At 67.1% G+C, this 18,757-nt stretch carries 14 protein-coding genes; 3 read left to right on the plus strand and 11 right to left on the minus strand.

Annotation, left to right across the window (positions count from 1 at the left end):
* Positions 1-206: 206 nt before the first annotated feature.
* The 6 genes from secF to GOY17_RS13710 form a co-directional block, all read right to left on the minus strand.
* Entirely contained in the window at positions 207-1,181 is a 975-nt protein-coding gene (secF, locus tag GOY17_RS13685; protein ID WP_157030817.1) for a protein translocase subunit SecF, read from the minus strand.
* Between the two features lie 18 nt (positions 1,182-1,199).
* The gene (gene secD / locus GOY17_RS13690; RefSeq protein ID WP_157030818.1) at positions 1,200-3,044 is read right to left on the minus strand and encodes a protein translocase subunit SecD; all 1,845 of its coding nucleotides are present in this window, start codon (positions 3,042-3,044) and stop codon (positions 1,200-1,202) included.
* 57 nt (positions 3,045-3,101) lie between these two features.
* Complete coding sequence (gene yajC / locus GOY17_RS13695; RefSeq protein WP_115842381.1) at positions 3,102-3,443, minus strand: preprotein translocase subunit YajC; 342 nt, start codon at positions 3,441-3,443, stop codon at positions 3,102-3,104.
* Positions 3,444-3,588: 145 nt separating this feature from the next.
* Positions 3,589-4,701: a tRNA guanosine(34) transglycosylase Tgt gene (gene tgt, locus GOY17_RS13700; protein ID WP_157030819.1), complete on the minus strand. Its 1,113-nt coding sequence runs from the start codon at positions 4,699-4,701 to the stop codon at positions 3,589-3,591.
* Entirely contained in the window at positions 4,698-5,780 is a 1,083-nt protein-coding gene (gene queA, locus GOY17_RS13705; RefSeq protein ID WP_115842383.1) for a tRNA preQ1(34) S-adenosylmethionine ribosyltransferase-isomerase QueA, read from the minus strand. Before queA ends, tgt begins: the two co-directional genes overlap by 4 nt.
* Positions 5,781-5,964: 184 nt before the next feature.
* Complete coding sequence (locus tag GOY17_RS13710; RefSeq protein WP_115842384.1) at positions 5,965-6,396, minus strand: Lrp/AsnC family transcriptional regulator; 432 nt, start codon at positions 6,394-6,396, stop codon at positions 5,965-5,967.
* Positions 6,397-6,522: 126 nt separating this feature from the next.
* Here GOY17_RS13710 and GOY17_RS13715 point away from each other — a divergent pair, with 126 nt between their 5' ends.
* Positions 6,523-8,019 (plus strand): aminotransferase class III-fold pyridoxal phosphate-dependent enzyme, encoded by a 1,497-nt coding sequence (locus GOY17_RS13715; RefSeq protein WP_157030820.1) that lies wholly within the window; start codon positions 6,523-6,525, stop codon positions 8,017-8,019.
* 274 nt (positions 8,020-8,293) lie between these two features.
* On the opposite strand, the gene GOY17_RS13720 is transcribed toward GOY17_RS13715, so the two are convergent.
* Positions 8,294-9,415, minus strand: coding sequence for an NHL repeat-containing protein (locus tag GOY17_RS13720; RefSeq protein ID WP_157031735.1), 1,122 nt, complete (start codon positions 9,413-9,415; stop codon positions 8,294-8,296).
* Positions 9,416-9,617: 202 nt separating this feature from the next.
* On the opposite strand from GOY17_RS13720, the gene GOY17_RS13725 reads away from it, so the two are divergent.
* Both GOY17_RS13725 and upp read left to right on the plus strand, forming a co-directional pair.
* Complete coding sequence (locus GOY17_RS13725; protein WP_157030821.1) at positions 9,618-11,963, plus strand: TonB-dependent receptor plug domain-containing protein; 2,346 nt, start codon at positions 9,618-9,620, stop codon at positions 11,961-11,963.
* Between the two features lie 99 nt (positions 11,964-12,062).
* Positions 12,063-12,695 carry a uracil phosphoribosyltransferase gene (gene upp / locus GOY17_RS13730; protein ID WP_157030822.1) on the plus strand — a complete coding sequence of 211 codons (633 nt, stop codon included), beginning with the start codon at positions 12,063-12,065 and terminating at the stop codon, positions 12,693-12,695.
* A 480-nt stretch (positions 12,696-13,175) separates the two neighbouring features.
* Here upp and GOY17_RS13735 read toward each other — a convergent pair whose 3' ends face one another.
* The 4 genes from GOY17_RS13735 to GOY17_RS13750 form a co-directional block, all read right to left on the minus strand.
* Positions 13,176-13,577, minus strand: a complete 402-nt coding sequence (locus GOY17_RS13735) for a GFA family protein (RefSeq protein WP_157030823.1) — start codon at positions 13,575-13,577, stop codon at positions 13,176-13,178.
* Positions 13,578-13,665: 88 nt separating this feature from the next.
* Entirely contained in the window at positions 13,666-15,270 is a 1,605-nt protein-coding gene (locus GOY17_RS13740; protein WP_157030824.1) for a serine hydrolase, read from the minus strand.
* A 20-nt stretch (positions 15,271-15,290) separates the two neighbouring features.
* A complete protein-coding gene (locus GOY17_RS13745) occupies positions 15,291-16,310 on the minus strand; it encodes an N-acetyltransferase DgcN family protein (RefSeq protein WP_425482272.1) in 1,020 nt (339 codons plus the stop codon).
* Between the two features lie 80 nt (positions 16,311-16,390).
* Positions 16,391-18,739, minus strand: a complete 2,349-nt coding sequence (locus tag GOY17_RS13750; RefSeq protein ID WP_157030826.1) for a TonB-dependent receptor — start codon at positions 18,737-18,739, stop codon at positions 16,391-16,393.
* Positions 18,740-18,757 lie beyond the last annotated feature (18 nt).

An 18,757-nucleotide genomic window follows, 5' to 3' on the forward strand; every position in this document is an offset into this window, starting at 1 on the left:
CGGCCGTCTTTGATGTGACTTGAGTCTCAGTTTTCCCGGCCGCCCGATCGGGGCAGATCGGGGGCATCAGGGTGCCCCGGGACGGTGACGCTTCGATGACGCGACGACGCCATCCCGAAAAGAAAAGGGCCGCACAAGGCGGCGGAGTCCCGAAAAAGAAAGGGCCGCACAAGGCGGCCCTTTCCCGGAACGGCTTCGCAGCAGGCTTACGGACGACGCGCCAGCGCGGCCTCGTCCTTCGCCTTGGGCAGCAGGTCCTGCTTGCTGACCTTGAACGGGCCGATGGCGAGCATCGGCACCGCCACCAGGATCGTCGAGAAGACCACGATCGCCGCGCCGATCATGTGCGTCAGCGCGAGGCCTTCCATGGACGAGCCGCCGTACAGGTACAGCGCGTAGGCCGACAGGAAGAACATCACCGCAGTGATCACCGTTCGCGACAGCGTCTGGTTGATCGAACGGTTCAGCACTTCGATCGAATCCACGCGCAGCGTGCGGAAGTTCTCTCGCACGCGGTCGAAGACCACGATGATGTCGTTGATCGCGAAGCCCATCACCGACAGCAGGCCGGCCAGCACGGTCAGGTCGAATTCGCGGCCGCTGATGTAGATGTAGGCCGCGGTGACGATCAGGTCGAAGAACGCGGTCAGGCTCGCCACCACCGCGAACTTCCACTCGAAGCGGAACGCGATGTAGATCAGGAAGCCGATGAGCATGAACGCCGTGGCGTAGATGCCGTCGCGCACCAGGTCGGCGCCGACCTGCGGGCCGATGAACTCGCTGCGCTGCACGCGCGCCGGGTTCTCCTCGGTGGACACTGCCTTGACCACCTGGTTAGCAATCGACTGGCTGCCGGTGGCGTTGTTGCTCTCGCCGTGCGGCTGCAGGCGGATCATCAGGCCATTGCCGCCGCCGAACGCCTGCACCTGGGCGTTCTCGAAGCCGGCTTTGGCCAGGTTCTCGCGGACCTGGTCGACGTCGGCCGGCTTCTGGAACGTGGTTTCCACCAGCGTGCCGCCGGTGAACTCCAGCGCATAGGCCTCCTTCTTGAAGCCGTACGTGCCGATGACCACCAGCGAGGCGATGAACAGAAGCACCGTGATCGTCATCGACACGTAGCGCGTACGCAGGAAGTCGATCTTGGTGTCGTTGGGGATGAGATGAAGCGGGAAAAGTTTCATTGATTCGTTCTCACCCGGTCAGATGGCCACGGACTTGAGCTTCTTGCGGTTGCCGTAGATCAGCTGCGCCAGCGCGCGCGACACGGTGATCGCGGTGAACATCGACGCGAAGATGCCGATGATCATGGTCAGCGCGAAGCCCTTCAGCGGGCCGGTGCCGAACACGTACAGCGCCACGCCCACGATCAGGCCGGTCAGGTTGGCGTCCATGATGGTGCCGCCCGCCTTCTCGTAACCGGCCGCGATCGCCGCCTTCGGCGGCACGCCGTGGCGCAGCTCTTCGCGGATTCGCTCGTTGATCAGCACGTTCGCGTCGACCGAGAGGCCGACCGACAGCGCGAGGCCGGCGAAGCCCGGCAGCGTCATCGTCGCGCCGAACATCGACATCACCGCCACCACGATCAGCAGGTTCATCAGCAGCGCGACCGAGGTGATCACGCCGAACATGCGGTAGTAGATGGTGAAGAACGCCAGCGTGAACACGAAGGCGTACAGCACGGCGGTGATGCCGCGCTCGACGTTCTCCGCGCCCAGGCTCGGGCCGATGATGCGTTCCTCGACGAAGTCCATCGGCGCGGCGAGCGAACCGGCGCTGAGCAGCTTGGCCAGCGTCTCGGCCTCGACCTTCTCGAGACCGGTGGTCTGGAAGTTCTTGCCGAACACGCCGGCGATGCGCGTCGGCGACAGCGCTTCTTCCTGCACGCGCACGCTGCGCACTTCCTGGCCGTTGACCATGGTCACGGTCGGGATGCGCTCGATGTACACCACCGACATCAGCTTGCCGACGTTCTCGCTGGTGAAGTCGAACATGCGCTGGCCGGCGATGCTGTTGAGCGTGATGTCCACCGCCGGCAGGCCGTTCTGGTCGCGGCCGACCTTCGCGCCGACCATCTGGTCACCCGAGGCCAGCACGCGCTTGCTCAGCAGCACCGGCTGGTCGGTGTTCCGGATGGTGTACAGGCGCGCGCCCGGGGGCATGACGCCGGTGCGCTTGGCTTCCATGGCGTCGCCATCGACGACGGCGCGGAACTCCAGCGTCGCGGTGGCGCCGATCAGGCGCTTGGCTTCGGCCGTGTCCTGCACGCCCGGCAGCTGGACGACGATGCGGTCTTCGCCCTGGCGCTGGATGATCGGCTCGGCCACGCCCAGCTGGTTGACGCGGTTGCGCAGCGTGGTGACGTTCTGCTCGATCGCGCCGGCGGCGATGGCACGCAGCTCCGCCTCGGGGATCGTGACCGCCACGTTGTTGCCGGTGACGTCGAAGTTGAGCACCGGCATCAGGCGGGCGAGCTCGTTGCGCGCGCGCTCGGCGTCCTGTCCCGGGGCGAGCATCGCCAGGATGCTGTTGTCCGGACGACGCTCGACCGACTGGTAGGCGATCTTGGCGTCGCGCAGGCTCACGCGGATGTCTTCGGCGTAGGCGTCGACGCGCTTTTCCAGCGCGGCGCGCTGGTCGACCTGCATCACGAAGTGCACGCCGCCCTGGAGGTCCAGGCCCAGCACCATCGGCTTGCCGCCGAGATTGGCCAGCCAGTCCGGCACCGTCGAGGCGAGGTTCAGCGCGACGGTGTAGTTCTCGCCGAGCGAGGTGCGCAAGGCGTTGTTGGCCTTGCTCTGCGCGTCCAGCGACGGCAGGCGAACCATCAGGTTGTCGCCTTCGATCTCCACCGAGCGCGGCGTGATGCCGGCCTGGGCGAGCTCGGCCTTGACGCGCGTGCGCAGGGCTTCATCGAGCTGGCCGCTGCGGTTGGCCGTGATCTGTACGGAAGGATCCTTCTGGTAGACGTTGGGCAGCGCGTACAGCACGCCCAGGCCGAGTACGAGCAGGATCAGGAAATATTTCCACTTAGGAAATTCAAGCATCGCGGCATTCCGCGCGCGCCCGGGAGCGCACGCTCAGGTGGGATCGGGAAAGCGGGCTTACGCCGACTTCAGGGTGCCCTTGGGCAGCACGTTGGCGATGGCGCCCTTCTGCACGCGGATGCGCACGTTGTCGGCGATCTCCACGGTGATGAAGTTCTCGCCGATGTCGCTCACCGTGCCGGCGATGCCGCCGTTGGTGATGACTTCATCGCCCTTGGAGAGCTTCTCCAGCATCGCGCGGTGTTCCTTCTGGCGCTTCATCTGCGGGCGGATCATGAGGAAGTACATGACCGCAATCAGCAGGATGGGGAACAGCAGCGACATGCCGAAGCCGCCGGCGCCAGCCTGCGGGGCGGCCTGGGCGTAGGCGGGGGAAATCACGAGGTCGAGCAGATTCATGACGGTCGTCCTGATCGAAAAATAGCGGGGGATTATGCCACGGGGCGGCAGGTGGGCCCCGGACGGCCGGAAGATCCGTCCCGCCCCTGCCCTGCGCTGCTCCCGCCCTCCCCGTGCGGGTCATGCGCAAACCGTACGCGGATCCCTATTCCGGCGTCCGCGCGGCGTAGAAGGACTCGCGGAAGGCGGCGAAGGTTCCCTGCGCGATGGCCTCGCGCATCTGCGCCATCAGGCGCTGGTAGTAGCGCAGGTTGTGGAGGGTGCCCAGCATCGGCCCGAGCATCTCGTTGCAGCGATCCAGGTGGCGCAGGTAGCTGCGGCTGAATCCGTTGCGGCAGGCGTAGCAGTCGCAGCCCTCCTCGATCGGGCGCAGGTCGCGCTCGTACTTGGCGTTGCGCACGCGCACCGTGCCGAAGGAGGTGAAGTAGTGGCCGTTGCGGGCGTTGCGGGTGGGCATCACGCAATCGAACATGTCGATGCCGCGCGCGACGCCTTCGACCAGGTCTTCCGGGCGGCCCACGCCCATCAGGTAGCGCGGCTGGTCGGCCGGCAGCTGCGGGCAGGTGTGTTCGAGCATGTGGTTGCGCTCGGCTTCCGGCTCGCCCACGGCGAGGCCGCCGATGGCGTAGCCGTCGAACCCGATGTCGACGAGCGCCGCCGCCGATCGCGTGCGCAGCGCTTCATGCACCCCGCCCTGCACGATGCCGAACAGCGCCGCGTCGTTGCCCTCGTGCGCGCGCTTGCTGCGCTCGGCCCAGCGCAGGCTCAGTTCCATCGAGCGCCGCGCGACGTCCTCCGTCGCCGGGTACGGCGTGCACTCGTCGAAGATCATGACCACGTCCGAATCCAGCACCTTCTGGATCCGCATGCTTTCCTCCGGCCCGAGGAAGACCTTGCTGCCGTCGGTCGGCGCGGCGAAGGTCACGCCCTGCTCGGTGATCTTGCGCTTGTGCGCCAGCGAGAAGACCTGGAATCCGCCCGAGTCGGTCAGGATCGGCCCGTTCCAGCCGGTGAAGCGATGCAGCCCGCCGTGGTCGCCGATGACGTCCAGGCCCGGTCGCAAGTAGAGGTGGAAGGTGTTGCCGAGGATCATTTCTGCGCCGAGTTCGCGGACCTGCTCGGGCAGCACGCCCTTGACCGAGCCGTAGGTGCCCACCGGCATGAACGTCGGCGTTTCCACCGTGCCGCGCGGGAAGGTCAGGCGGCCGCGGCGCGCGGCGCCATCGGTACGCAGCAGTTCGAAGGACAGCCGGCTCATTCGGCCTGCTCCCTTTCATCGTGCGACTGCGGGAACAGCAGCATCGCGTCGCCGTAGGAGAAGAAGCGGTAGCGCTCCGCAATGGCGTGGTCGTAGGCGGCGAACACGCGCGCCTTGCCGGCGAAGGCGGAAACAAGCATCAGCAGGGTGCTCTCGGGCAGGTGGAAATTGGTGATCAGCGCATCCACCGAGCGGATGCGGTAGCCGGGCAGGATGAACAGGCGCGTCTCGCCGGCATACGGCTGCAGTTCGCCTTCGCCGTCGTCGTTGCGGCGCATCGCACTTTCCAGCGCGCGCACCACCGTCGTGCCGACCGCGATAACGCGACCGCCCGCAGCGCGCGTGCGACGGATCTGTTCGATCAGCGCCGCGCCGACGTTCAGCCATTCGCTGTGCATGACGTGCTGGTCGAGTTCGTCCACGCGCACCGGCTGGAACGTGCCGGCGCCGACGTGCAGCGTCACGTGGCCGAACTCGACGCCGCGCGCCTTCAGCGCGTCCAGCAGCGCTTCGTCGAAATGCAGCCCGGCGGTGGGCGCGGCGACGGCGCCGACCTCGCGCGCGAAGACGGTCTGATAGCGCGTGTCGTCGTCCGTGCCGGCCTCGCGCTGGATGTACGGCGGCAGCGGCAGGCGGCCGGCATGCAGCAGGTACTTCTCCAGCGATTCGTCGATGTGGAACCGCAGGCGGTAGAACTCGCCGTCGCGACCGAGCACTTCCGCCTCGCCGCCGGCGTCGAGCGCGATGCGCGCGCCTTCCTTCGGCGACTTGCTCACGCCCAGCTGCGCGCGGACCTCGAAACCGCCGAGCATGCGCTCGATCAGGATTTCCACGCGGCCGCCGGTGGTCTTCTGCCCGTACAGGCGCGCCGGGATCACGCGGGTGTCGTTGAACACCAGCAGATCGCCGGGCTGCAGCAGGTCGGGCAGGTCGCGGAAGACGCGATCCTGGAAGCCGCTGTCGAAGGCGTTGCCGCGCGTGGGCGGCACCACCAGCAGGCGGCTGGCCGAACGCTCGGGCAGCGGCGCCTGGGCGATCAGCTCCGGCGGCAGGTCGTAATGGAAGTCGGATTTCTTCAAGGCGTTGGGCCGGCGAGACAGGCCGGGCCGGGCGAGCGGGGATCGCACATTGTAGAAGGAAGGCGCCCGGGCAACCGGACACTCAGTCACGCCCAATCCCCCTGGCCCAAAGCACCGTCATCCCGGCGAAAGCCGGGATCCAGGCCAGTGACGCATCCGCTCGAAGCCGCCGCTGCTCAAACCCTCACCGCTCGAACTTCGCCGACAGCACGATCGCCGACGTCGTCCGCTCCACGCCGTCGATGGCGCCGATGCGGTCGGTCAACTCGTCCATCGCCTCCACCGACGGCGCCACGCCCAGCGCCACCAGGTCGAAGGGCCCGCTCACCGAATGCAGCGCACGCACTTCCGGCATCGCGTGCAGCGCGGCGGCGACAGACGGCGCCCGCTTGGGCAGGACGGTGATCATGATGTGGGCGCGGAGGTAGCCGCGCTCGGCGGCGTCGTGGACGCGCACCGTGTAGCCCTGGATGACGCCCTCGCGTTCCAGGCGATCGATCCGGCTGTGGACGGTGGTGCGCGAGAGCTTCAGCCGTCGCGCGATGTCCGCCGTCGAGGCGCGGGCGTTCTCGCGCAGGACCGAGAGCACTTGCTGGTCGGCATCGGTGATCTTCACGATTCGCCTTCACATTTCGTCGAAACGACGAAATTATCCACGAATTCGTACAAATCCGTACTGTCTATCGACGATTTAATCCAGATAATGGACGGGTTACCCCCTGTTTCGACCCCGGAGGACCTCATGGCCGTCATCGACCGTCTCGCCCCCCTGCGCGCCCATGGTGGCCGCCGCCGTACCCACGGCCTGGATGACGCGACCATCGCGCGCTTCGCCCACACGCACGCCGAGCTGATCGAGGCGATCGAAGCGGCCGAGCAGGAATACCAGCGCGTGAAGGACGACTTCGCCGACCTGCTGGAACTCGATGAAGACGCCCAGGTGCACGCCGTCCAAAGCGGTTACGTCAATTTCTATCCCGACGACGCGGTGAACCCCTACGTCGCGCTGGTCGCGCGCGGCCCGTGGGTGGTCACGATGAAGGGCGCCGTGCTGCACGATTCGGGCGGCTACGGAATGCTCGGCTTCGGCCATGCGCCCAAGCCCGTGCTTGCCGCGATGGCCCGCCCGCAGGCGATGGCCAACATCATGACGCCGTCGCTGTCGCAGCTGCGCTTCGATCAGGCGCTGCGCGCTGCGATCGGCGCCGAACGCGGCGGCTGCCCGTACGAGAAGTTCTTCTGCCTGAATTCCGGTTCGGAGTCGGTCTCGCTCGCCGCGCGCATCGCCGATGCCAACACCAAGCTGATGACCGACACCGGCGGTCGCCATGCGGGGCGCACGATCAAGCGCGTCGTCGTGAAGGGCAGCTTCCACGGCCGTACCGAGCGTCCGGCGCTGTATTCGGACTCCTCGCGCAAGACCTATCTGCAGCACCTGGCGAGCTTCCGCGGCGAGGATTCGGTGCTCACCGTCGAGCCCTACGACGTCGACGCGCTGAAGAAGGTCTTCGCCGATGCCGACGCGAACGGCTGGTTCATCGAGGCGATGTTCCTGGAACCGGTCATGGGCGAAGGCGATCCGGGCCGCAGCGTGCCGCCGGCGTTCTACGCCGCGGCGCGGGAGCTCACGCGTTCGCATGGCGCGCTGTTGCTGGTGGATTCGATCCAGGCCGGCCTGCGCGCACATGGCGTACTGTCGATCATCGATTACCCCGGCTTCGAGCAGCTCGATCCGCCGGACATGGAAACCTATTCGAAGGCGCTCAACGCCGGCCAGTACCCGCTGTCGGTGCTCGCCGTCGGAGCGCAGGCCGCGCAGCTCTACAAGAAGGGCCTGTACGGCAACACGATGACGACCAATCCGCGTGCGCTCGATGTCGCCTGCGCGGTGCTGGCGCAGGTGACGCCGCAACTTCGCGAGAACATCCGCGCGCGCGGCGCCGAGTCGCTGCAGAAGCTGGAAAAGCTCAAGGCCGAACTCGGCGGCATGATCACCAAGGTGCAGGGAACCGGCTTGCTGTTCTCGTGCGAACTCTCGCCGCAGTTCAAGTGCTACGGCACCGGTTCGACGGAAGAGTGGCTGCGCGAACAGGGCATCGGCGTCATCCACGGCGGCGCGAATTCGCTGCGCTTCACGCCCACCTTCACCATCACCAGCGAGGAAATCGACCTGCTGGTCGCGATGGTCGCTCGTGCGCTGCGGGAAGGCCCCCGCGCGCAGCAGGCAGCGGCGGCCTGACCTCCCCCGGACGCCGCCGCGAAGGCGGCGGGTGCCCCCACACCCGCCGTCTTCGCCTGCTTTTACGCACTACTCTTTCTTCCCCGTCATTCCCACGATGGCGGCAATCCATCGCCCAGCGATGGCAGCCTTTCCGCAGCCGTGATGACGCGGATGGATGGATCCCCGCCTTCGCGGGGATGACAGCAAACGACTTCGTCCCGCACCCGCGCCGCCAGCGCACTGCTCGCGAACGCCATGTGCGCGAGCAGCTGCCTGACATCGCCGACGGACGTCACTCCGCCTTGCACGCCGGCAGCGACAGCGCACGCGCGATGTCGCGCCAGTCGAACGCCGCGACCGCCTGGTCGTCGTCCACCGCGTAGAACACGCCCTGCGGGAAGCGCTTGTCGCCGCGCTGGTCGAGCCACACGCCGTCGGTGTTGGCGGTCTTGTTGCCGGCGAACGCGCCCAGGTGCTGCAGCGTCACGCGGTCGAATACGTGGAACAGGCTGCGGTCCTTGAACTGGTCGGTGGCGATCCAGTAACCCGCGCCGCCCTCGCAGCGATGCAGCGCCATGCCTTCGGCCTGCGCCTTGAACAGGTCGGCTCCGATATCGCGACCGCGGTAGGTGCCGTCGAGGCCGTACTCGCGAATGCGCGTGCCCGTGGCGATGTCCTCTTCGGCCAGCAGCAGGCGATCGTGGCGGATGTCGCCGAACACCGACTCGGCGATGCGGATCGCGCCAGCCTCACCCGTGTCGCCGAAGGTTTCCATCAGCCGCGCCTGCCAGCCCTCCGGCACGCGGCGCAGCTGGTAACGCTTGAAGCGCTTGTCGAGTTCGGCCAGCGGCGGCGGCACGTCCTCGTTCTGCGGTGACATGTAGTTGTCGCTCACGATGACCTCGTAGCTGTCGCGCTGCGCACGCACCCACAGCCCGTACGGGTGCTTCAGGTCGTCGGCGCCGAACGCCAGCAGCGGCCTGAAGTCCGGCAGCTGGAACATCTGCACGCGATGGTTGTCGCGTTCGACGACGAGCACGTAGTGGTCGATCACGCTGATGCCGTTGGGCCGTTGCAACTGGCCCAGCGCGGTGCCTGGGCCGCCGACCGTGCGCAGCGTCGCGCCGGTGTCGCCGTCGTACACGATGAGGCGGTCGCTCGCCTTGCCCGTCGCGATCAGCCAGCGCTTGCCGTCCGGCGTGCGCCAGCTGGCGGGCGAATCGACGTTCTCATCCGGCGTGGACGCAGTGAGGAACGCTTCGGCCACGATCTGGTGCGCGATGCCCGCCTGCGCGAGCAGCGGATCGACTTCCATCGCCTCATCAGGCTCGCGATCGTGCTGCGCCACCGGTGCGGTGCCCGTCGTCGCACACGCGGTCAAACCAAACGCGAGCGCCATTGCGGCCCATCGCATCTTCATCGAATCGGACATGCCTTCCCCTGAGCCGTCGTAACAAACCGCGAATTTCTACGCGCGCATTGTGACGCTCCCGTGTCATGCGGCGCGTGCGCACGTTGTCATGTTTCCGCCATGCGCCGCGGCTACAAAACGCGGCTTGGGCGGCCGCAGGGGGCGTGTCGCCTGCCGCCTTCCATTACCTGGGGATGCCACTTCGATGAAACGTAACGTGCTGGCCGCGGCGATGTCGCGTGCGCTGGTGTGCACAGTGATCGCGCCGATGAGCCTTGCTGCCGCCTTCAATACCGCCGTCGCCGCCGAGGCGCCGGCCGATGCGTCGCCGGATCCGAAGCAGCTGGATTCGGTCGTCGTGCAGGCGGACATCGCGTACCGCAACCGCACCGATTCGGTCGCGCCGGTGCTCTCGTATGACCTTGAGTACTTCCAGCGATTCGAACCGCTGACCGTCGGCGACATGCTCAAGCGCGTGCCGAGCGTGGCGTTCGTGTCCGACGTGCTCGAGTACGACGGCGCCCAGCTGCGCGGCCTGGATCCGGGCTATACGCAGATCCTCATCAACGGCAAGAAGGTGCCGGGCGCGGGCAACGACCGCTCGTTCTTCGTCGACCGCATCCCGGCCGAACTGGTCGAGCGCATCGAGATCATCCGCAGTACCAGCGCGAACCGCTCCGGCGACGCGGTCGCGGGCGCGCTGAACATCGTGCTGCGCGACGCCTACGAGTTCGACGGAAGGTACGTGCGCCTGGGCGCGCTGCGCTTCGACGACGGCGAGGTCAAGCCGACCTACGGCGCCGTCGCCAGCGGGGAAGTCGGCGGCGGCCGCCTGCTCGGCGGCTTCAACGTGCAGGGCCGCTACAACCCGAAGGTCAAGCGCAGCGACCGCTTCGAAGAGCCCGGCGGCGACTTCGTCGATCGCGAGGACCAGGACGACACGCGCGACGGCGACGACTATTCGGCCAACCTGTCGTACACGCGCGACATCGACACGGGCCGTCTGTCGGTCGACGGCTTCTACGTGCGCACCGACCGCACCGAGACCGAACATTCGGTCGAGTACAACGATCCGACCAGCACCAGCCGCGACAATCTGCTGTCGATCAACGACCAGGTCGAGACGATCAGGCAGGACAACTGGTCGCTCGGCGTGGAGTACGCGTTCGACATGGCCGGCGGCCGTACGGAGTTCGACGTCGATTACGCGAGCTTCGACGACGACACGCGCTCGACGGAGGAAGAGAGCGGTTTCGACGACGAGGACGCGCCGCCGTCGTTCGACGAACGCGAAGGCACGCGCACGCTGACCGACACGCGCGACAGCGAAGGCTCGTTCAAGCTCGCGCACAAGCGCGGCGTGGGTGGCGCGACGATGGAGTTCGGCGTGGATTATCTGGACAAGCGCCGCGAAACCACGCTTCAGGTCAGCGAGGTCGACACCGACGAGGAAGGCGCCGCGCTGCCGCCGTACGAGGACTTCGACCGCAACGACAGCCGCATCGACGAAACGCGCGTCGATCCGTACCTGATGTTCTCCGGCACCGCGGGCGCGCTGGCGTGGGAGGCGGGCCTGCGTTACGAGACGACCGACGTGGACGTGGCGTTCGATGACGACACCGCGAGCAACGACTACAACACGCTGCTGCCGTCGGCGCACCTGAAGTGGGATTTCACCAGCGCCGACCGCCTGCTGTTCTCCGTCGGCCGCACGGTGCGTCGTCCGAACTTCGACCAGATCCTGCCGCTCACGCTCGAAGAGGAATTCGGCGACAACGACTTCACCGGCAATCCGACGCTCGATCCCGAGCGCGCCTGGGGCGTGGATTTCGGCTACGAACGTCGCCTCGGCGCGCGCGGCGTGTTCGGCGTGAACGTGTTCTATCGCGACGTGAAGGACCTGATCGAGATCGTCAACACGGGCGAGCCGAGTTCGACCGCGATCGGCGACTACGAAGATGAAGTGGAGGAATTCCTCGACGAGAATCCGGGCGCGACGCCGACCACGCCCGGCTATCCGGAATTCGATCCGGACAGCTTCGTCTACACCGCGCGCAACGTCGGCGACGGCAGCGTGTACGGCATCGAGTTCGACCTGTCCACGCCGCTCACCGCACTCGGACTGCCGGACACGGGCCTGTTCGTGAACTACTCGTGGCTTGACAGCGACGTGAAGGACGACTTCGGCGAGCGCCGTTTCAACAACCAGGCGAAGTACGTCTACAACGTCGGCTTCATCCAGGACATCCGCGACTGGGGCATGTCCTTCGGTGCGAGCTACCGCCGCCAGGGCGATGCGTTCTCGCGCATGCTCGCCGAGGAGGTGAGCACGCATTACGACGGCGACCTGGAAGTCTTCATCGAGAAGCGCTTCGGCGACGACCTGTCGCTGCGCCTGACCGGCTCGAACCTTCTGGACGCGCACAAGGACGAGGTCTTCCACAAGTTCGACAACGCCGCCGACCAGTTCGACCGCGACTACGACGAGTTCGAGCTTGAGACCGAGTCGTCCGGCCGGGTTTACCAGCTGATCATGCGGTACTCGTTCTGATCGGATGGGGCGTTCGCCCGTGCCCCTTCCATCCCGAAGGGGCTTCGACGATCACGGCGCGTGAGGCACACTGACGGCTTCCCGCGCCCGGTATCGCCCATGAAAGTCGTCGAAGTCCGTCACCCGCTGGTGCAGCACAAACTCGGCCTGATGCGCGTGGGCGACATCAGCACGAAGGCGTTTCGCGAACTCGCCTCCGAAGTCGCCACGCTGCTCACCTACGAGGCCACGGCCGACCTGGAAACCGAAGAGGCCGTCGTGGAAGGCTGGGCCGGCCCGGTCACGACGCGCCGCATCAAGGGCGCGAAGGTCACGCTGGTGCCGATCCTGCGCGCGGGCCTGGGCATGCTGCCCGGCGTGCTCGAACTGATTCCCGCCGCGAAAGTCGGCGTGGTCGGCCTGCAGCGCGACGAGCGCACGCTGCAACCGGTGGGCTATTACGAGAAGCTCACCGGCCGCATGGACGAACGCACGGCGCTGATCCTCGACCCGATGCTCGCCACCGGCGGCACGCTCGTCGCAACGGTGGACATGCTCAAGGCCGCCGGCTGCAAGCGCATCAAGGGCCTGTTCCTGGTCGCCGCGCCGGAAGGCCTGCGCGTGCTGGAAGCCAGGCATCCGGACGTCGAGGTCTACACGGCCTCCGTCGATGAACGCCTGAACGACGTGGGCTACATCCTTCCGGGCCTGGGGGATGCGGGCGACAAGATCTTTGGGACGCGGCACGGGTAAGACGGGCTTCACCTGCAGCGCATCCGCCCCTTTTACGTGCTTCACGCGCAGGCGAGGATCCATGCGTCAGCTGCATCACGTCCTCCGTCGGGCCTAAGCGTTCTGACAGATGGATTCCCGCCTTCGCGGGAATGACAGCATGGGTGAGCGCGGCGCTTCGCGTCGCCGCGTCACCTCTCCGCCGCGTCGCCGGCTGCCCGCTCTGCCGCTTCGTCGCTCCACCGCTTCGCCGTTCCGTCTCTCCACCGTCATCCCGGCGAAGGCCGGGATCCAGGCCGACAGCGCATCCGCCGTTCTCACGTCATCCCCGCGAAGGCGGGGATCCATGCGTCAGGTGCATCACGTCTTCCGTCGGGCCTCAGGGTTCTGACAGATGGATTCCCGCCTTCGCGGGAATGACAGCAAAAAAGACCCTGTTGAACTGCTTCCGCTGCTGGTCGTAATGACCGCCTAAGGAGAACGCCGCGCTCCTGAACGCGCCTACCAGTTGTTCCGACCATCCATCTGTTCGATGGCGATCTTCGACCAGTCCAGGTCGTCGACGAGCCGCAGGTTGACCGCATAGATGCGCTGCGTCGGCATCGTGCCGGGCGTGAAGCCTTCCTTCGCGCTGCCGTCGGCGTTGTACGCGGACGCCCAGTCCGGCGAATCTCCCCAGGTCTGCATGCCGCAGACACCGCAGAAATGGTGCTGGTTCATGCCGCGCGCCGAATACGTGCGCTCGTCGTCCTGCGACAGGAACGTCAGCTCGCCCGGCGCGTAGTACGCCCACACCGCGCCGGTGCGCGCGCAGAAACTGCAGTTGCACTGCTTGGCCGAACGCGGCGTTTCGGCCGCCTGGATCTTCGTGGCACCGCAGTGGCAGGACGCGATCATCGACATGGCACGGCTCCTTTCCGATGGAGCCGCGATCATGGCACGGGCCACTGACAGGTTCTGGCAGCAGCGCGCGGCCGGCCGCGTCAACCGCTCATTTCGGCGCGTCGGCGAGCGGAGTGAACAGCAGGTCCTGGTAGTCGTAGCTGAAATCCGCAATGGGCGAGGCGGCCTTCAGCGTGATGCGCTCCACCCTGCCCTCCGCGCCCAAGCCGAAGGTGAGGAACGCGGGCTCGATGGTCGCGTCGCCCCACACGGTGCGGAAGGTGTCGTGGTGAACATGCTCGAGGCGGCCGGCCATGCCGGGCGTCTGCGTGAAGTCGATGCGCAGCCCGCCCTTGCCATTCGTGATGCCGATGGGCCCGTACCAGGCATCGCTGTAACGCCCGGCGTACTGCGCGATCGGCAGCGACGGCTTGCCGCCCGACGCCGTCTTCGTTTTCGCCGCCGCATCCAGTGCCTTGAGGCCGCCTTCGATGCGAAGGTCCATGAACTCGTCGAACGCCGCAACCCAATCGGTTTCCGGCAAGCCGAGCGCGTGGTCGATGATTTCCAGCGCGACGCCGCGCATCGCCTGCGTGTCTTCCGAATTCATCAGCACCGCGACGCCGAAGTTCCGGTCCGGGATCATCGCCACGTAGGCCTGCACGCCGAACACCGCGCCGCCGTGATCGAGCATCTTCTCGCCGCGGTAGTCGCGCACGTTCCAGCCCAGTGCGTACGACGAGAACTTCGGCGCCGCGGACGCGAGCTTGCCGGGCCACGTCGGTGCGGGCGTGAGCACCGCGGGCGTCCACATCTGCTTCGACTGCGCCTCGCTGAAGACCTTCACCGGCGCGCCGGCGTCGTTCGTCCACGTGCCCTTGCCCAGCTGCACCTGCAGCCAGTGCGCCATGTCGTTCGCGCTGGACGACAGACCGCCGGCAGGCGCGCCGTTGTCGCCCAGCGTTTTGCGTTCGTCGAGCACCGCCTGCGGCCCCATGCCGCGCATCACGCCGCTGGTGCGCGCATGCGGCCACGCGCGGTTCGGATTCGCGAAGCGCGCCGCCTGTTCGGTGACCGAATCGACCATGCCCGCAGGCTTGAGCACGCGTTCGCGCGTGAAGACTTCCCACGTCTGCCCGCTGACTTCCTCGATCAGCTGGCCGGCCACCGCATACAGCAGGTTGTCGTAGGCGTAGCCGCTGCGGAAGCTCGTCGCAGGCTTGAGGTGACGCAGCGCGCGCACCGTGTCGGCGCGGCTGCGCGAGGACGACGGCACGAACATCAGGTCGCCCGCGCCGAGGCCGAGTCCGCTGCGATGCACGAGCAGGTCGCGCACGGTCATCTCGCTGGTGACCCACGGGTCGTACATGCGGAACCACGGCATGTGGTCGATGACCTTGTCGTCCCAGCCTAGCTTGCCGTCGTCGACGAGGACGGCCAGCGCCGCGGCCGTGATCGCCTTTCCGGTCGAACCGGTCGGGAAGATCGTGTCGGCGTCCACGCGTTCGGTCCCGCCGAGCTTGCGCACGCCATAGCCCTTCGCGAGCACCGGCTTGCCGTTCTCGACGATGGCGATCGCCATGCCGGGCACGCCGTGTTCGCGCATCGCGGCATCGACGCGCGCGTCGAGATCCGGCGGCGGTGCGGCGAAGGCAGGAAGCGAGCACAACGCCACGGCAAGCGCGGCGAGCCGAACCGGTGCGAACAGGGTCATGGTGGATGTCCTTGTGGAGTTCACGACAGGCACGCGTCGACCAGTTGCCCGAATGCGTCGCCGCCGCGCATCGGATCGGCGACGGGCAATCCGAGGCGATCGGATTCATGCGCGATCACGCGCGCCGCGGCGTCGGCACCGAGGCGCGCCGTGTTGAGGCTGACGCCGCCGCAGCGGATGCGCGGGTTCGTTCGCGACCCAAGGCGCAACGCGAGGTCGATGGTGTCCTGGATCGACGGAAGCGCGTAACCGGGATGGCCGAGCACGCGCTCGCGCCCGGGCTCGTGGCAGACGACGATCACGTCCGGCTGGCTGCCGTGCAGCAGCGCGAGCGACACGCCGGCGTAGGCCGGATGGAATAGCGAACCCTGCCCTTCGATGACGTCCCAGTGGTTTTCAGCCGCATCGGGCGACAGCATCTCTGCGGCACCGGCGGCGAAATCGGCGATCACCGCGTCCATCGGAATGCCGCCGCCGGCGATGAGGATGCCGGTCTGCCCGGTCGCGCGGAATGTCGCGTCGACGCCGCGGGCATTCATCGCGCGCGTCAATGCGAGCGCGGTGTACTTCTTGCCGAGCGCGCAATCGGTGCCGAGCGTCAGCAGGCGCTTGCCCGTACGCGGCTTGCCGGTGGCGATCGGGATGTTCGCGGGCGGCTCGCGCACGTCGATCAGGCGTCGCCCGAGGCGCTGCGCCGCATCGCGCAGCACGTCGATATCGCGAAGACGCGCGTGCATGCCGCTGACGATGTCGAGCCCGGCTTCCATCGCGCGCACCAGCGCGGGCCACCATGTCGGCGGAATGAAACCGCCCGCGTTGGCGACACCGATCACGATGGCCTTCGCGCCCATCGTCGCGGCCCGTTCGGGCGTGAGCGATGCAAGGCCGGTGGTGACGGTCGCACCGGCGATGGCGAACTCGCCGACGCAGCGCTCGCCGGCCCAGTCGCGCAGGCCGAAGGCGGTTTTCGCGTAGCCGGGCTCGGTCGTGTCGCCGAGGAACAACAGATACGGTTGCGGCAGAACAACGTCGGACTTCAAGTGATTCACCCCAATGGACGCCCGCGCGGGCGCGCCGCAACGCGCGGGCGACCGTTGCGGCCGCCCGCGTCCCACAGGCTTCAGAAGCGGTAATCGACTTCCACGCCGAACGTGCGCGGCTGGATCGGCGTCGCCGCGGTGTGGTGCGTTTCGTCGGTGACCTGGTTGACGATGTCGTTCATCGTCGAATACGCGCGCTCGTCGGTGGCGTTCTTCAGGTACGCGCGCAGCGTCCAGTTGTCGTTGGAGAACGAGGCGTACAGGTCGAACGCGGTGTAGCTGTCGATGACCAGCGGCTCGGTGATGGTTTCGTCGAGCACGGTCGGCGGATCGAGCAGGCGCACGATCTGGCGTTCGGTCGTGGCGTTGGTGCGGTCATCCACCCAGCGCACGCCGCCACCGAAATTCGCGCTCCAGTTGCCGCCCAGCGGGACGTACCAGTCGGCGGTGAGCGACCAGGTCAGGTCCGGCACGTACGGCATGCGGTCGTTCTTCAGGCCCGTGTTGACCTCGACCTGTGCGGGGCCGGCGGGCACGACGATCGTCGGGAAGTCCTCGTCGATCTTCGCGTCGTTGTAGGCGGCGTTGAGGCCGAGCGTCAGACCGTCGATGGGTCGAACCTGCAACGAGGCCTCGATGCCGCGGCTCGTCGCTTCGCCGCCGTTGACCAGGCCGCTGACGCCGTTGACCTGCGAGGCGACCTGGATGTCTTCCCAGTCGATCTGGTACGCGGTGAGGTCCAGCGCGACGCGGTTGTCGGCGAAGGCGGACTTCATGCCGATCTCGTAGCTGGTGAGCATCGAGGAATCGACCACCGGCGGCAGGCCCGGCGCGAGCACGTTCGGGCCGCCGGGCTGATAGCCGGTCGCGGCCTTCGCGTACACCATCACGTCCTCGTTGAGCTGGAACTGCGGCGTGATGCTCCAGGTGAAGACGTCCTCGCTGGAGGAGTTCACGTTGGTGCCGATGGGCAGCAACACGCCGTCGGTGACGATCTGCGCGAAATCCTGCTCGTTGCGCGAGAAGCGCACGCCGGCGCCGAGCTTGAACCAGTCGTTGAACTTGTAGGAACCGTTGGCGAAGACCGCCGTTTCCTCGTACGTGCTGGGGATCGACAGGTCGCCCAGCGTGCTCAGCCCCGGGATCGGCGAGCCATCGGCCTGCATGATCGGCACGGTCTGGAAGTTGTCGCCGTCCTCGTCGGAATAGAACGTGCCGACCAGCCATTCGAACGGCTGCCCGGACTTGGACGTGAGGCGGAATTCCTGCGTGAACTGGTCGAGGTCCAGCGTGTAGTTCAGCCGCGCCCTGCCCGCTTCCGGCAGCCCGAGCACCTGCGTGAACGGCCCGTAGGTCAGCGTCTGGTCGGTGGTGATGCTGGTATGCGTCTCGGAGTAGCTCGTCGCCGAGACGAAGTCGGCGAAGCCCAGGTCCCAGTCGACCGTCAGCGAGTAATGATCGAGGTCCTTGATGAACGGCTCGTTCTCGTAGACGTAGTTGCTCAGGCCGGCGATGGGTTCATGCGTTTCCGGATCCAGCGCGATGATCGCGTTGTTCTTGCTGTCGATCTCCTGCCGCATGGCGGCGAACTGCACGTCGACGACGTCGCTTTCCCACGCGAGCGCGGCGCGTGCGCTGGTCTGGTCGCCTTCGTTGATGTCCTTTCGTCCATCGACGAGGTTGTCGACGTAGCCGGCGATGTCGTTGCGCGCGTAGCTCACGCGCAGCGCGAGGCTGTCCTGCACCAGCGGCAGGTTCATGCCGACGCGGTAGTTGGTGCCCAGGTCGCCCGCGCCTTCGGTGTCGGACACGCCGCCACCGATGCGGAACTCGGTCTTCGACGTGTCGGGCTTGCGCGTCATGTACTTCAGCAGGCCGCCCATCGCGCCGGCGCCGTACAGCGTGCCCTGCGGTCCGCGCAGCACTTCAATGCGCTCGATGTCGTACGGGAACAGGTCGAGGGAAAACAGCGTCGCCTGCTGGTAAAGACTGTTGGAGCCGACAGGCGTTTCGTCGAGGTACGTGCCGATCGTGGAGCCGGGCGACAGCGCCGCGATGCCGCGCATCGAGACCTGCGTCTGCCCCGGCGTGCCGCTGGACTGCAGCTGCAACCCGGGCACGTAACTGGCGTAGTCGGACATCTGCGTCGCGCCGAGGTTTTCCAACTGCTCGCCGCCCAGCACGGTGATGGCGGTGGCGACCTCGCGGATGTTTTCCACGCGCTTGTTCGCGGTGACGGTCATGTTGTCGAGCGTGGTGATCGCCTGCTGCGATCCGACGTCGTCGGCCGGCGCCTGCGTCGCGCCCTGCTGCGCCATGGCCGGTGCGGCGAGCGCGACGGCCAGCGTCGTCACCGCCAGCGACCGGGTGATCGCCTTCGTCAGCGGGCGACGTCGCATCGCCATCTCGCGCGTGTCGTGCATGTGCATTCCCCTCTCCCCAGAGTT

The organism is Lysobacter soli (assembly GCF_009755585.1).
GTDB classification, from domain to species: Bacteria; Pseudomonadota; Gammaproteobacteria; order Xanthomonadales; family Xanthomonadaceae; genus Lysobacter_J; species Lysobacter_J soli.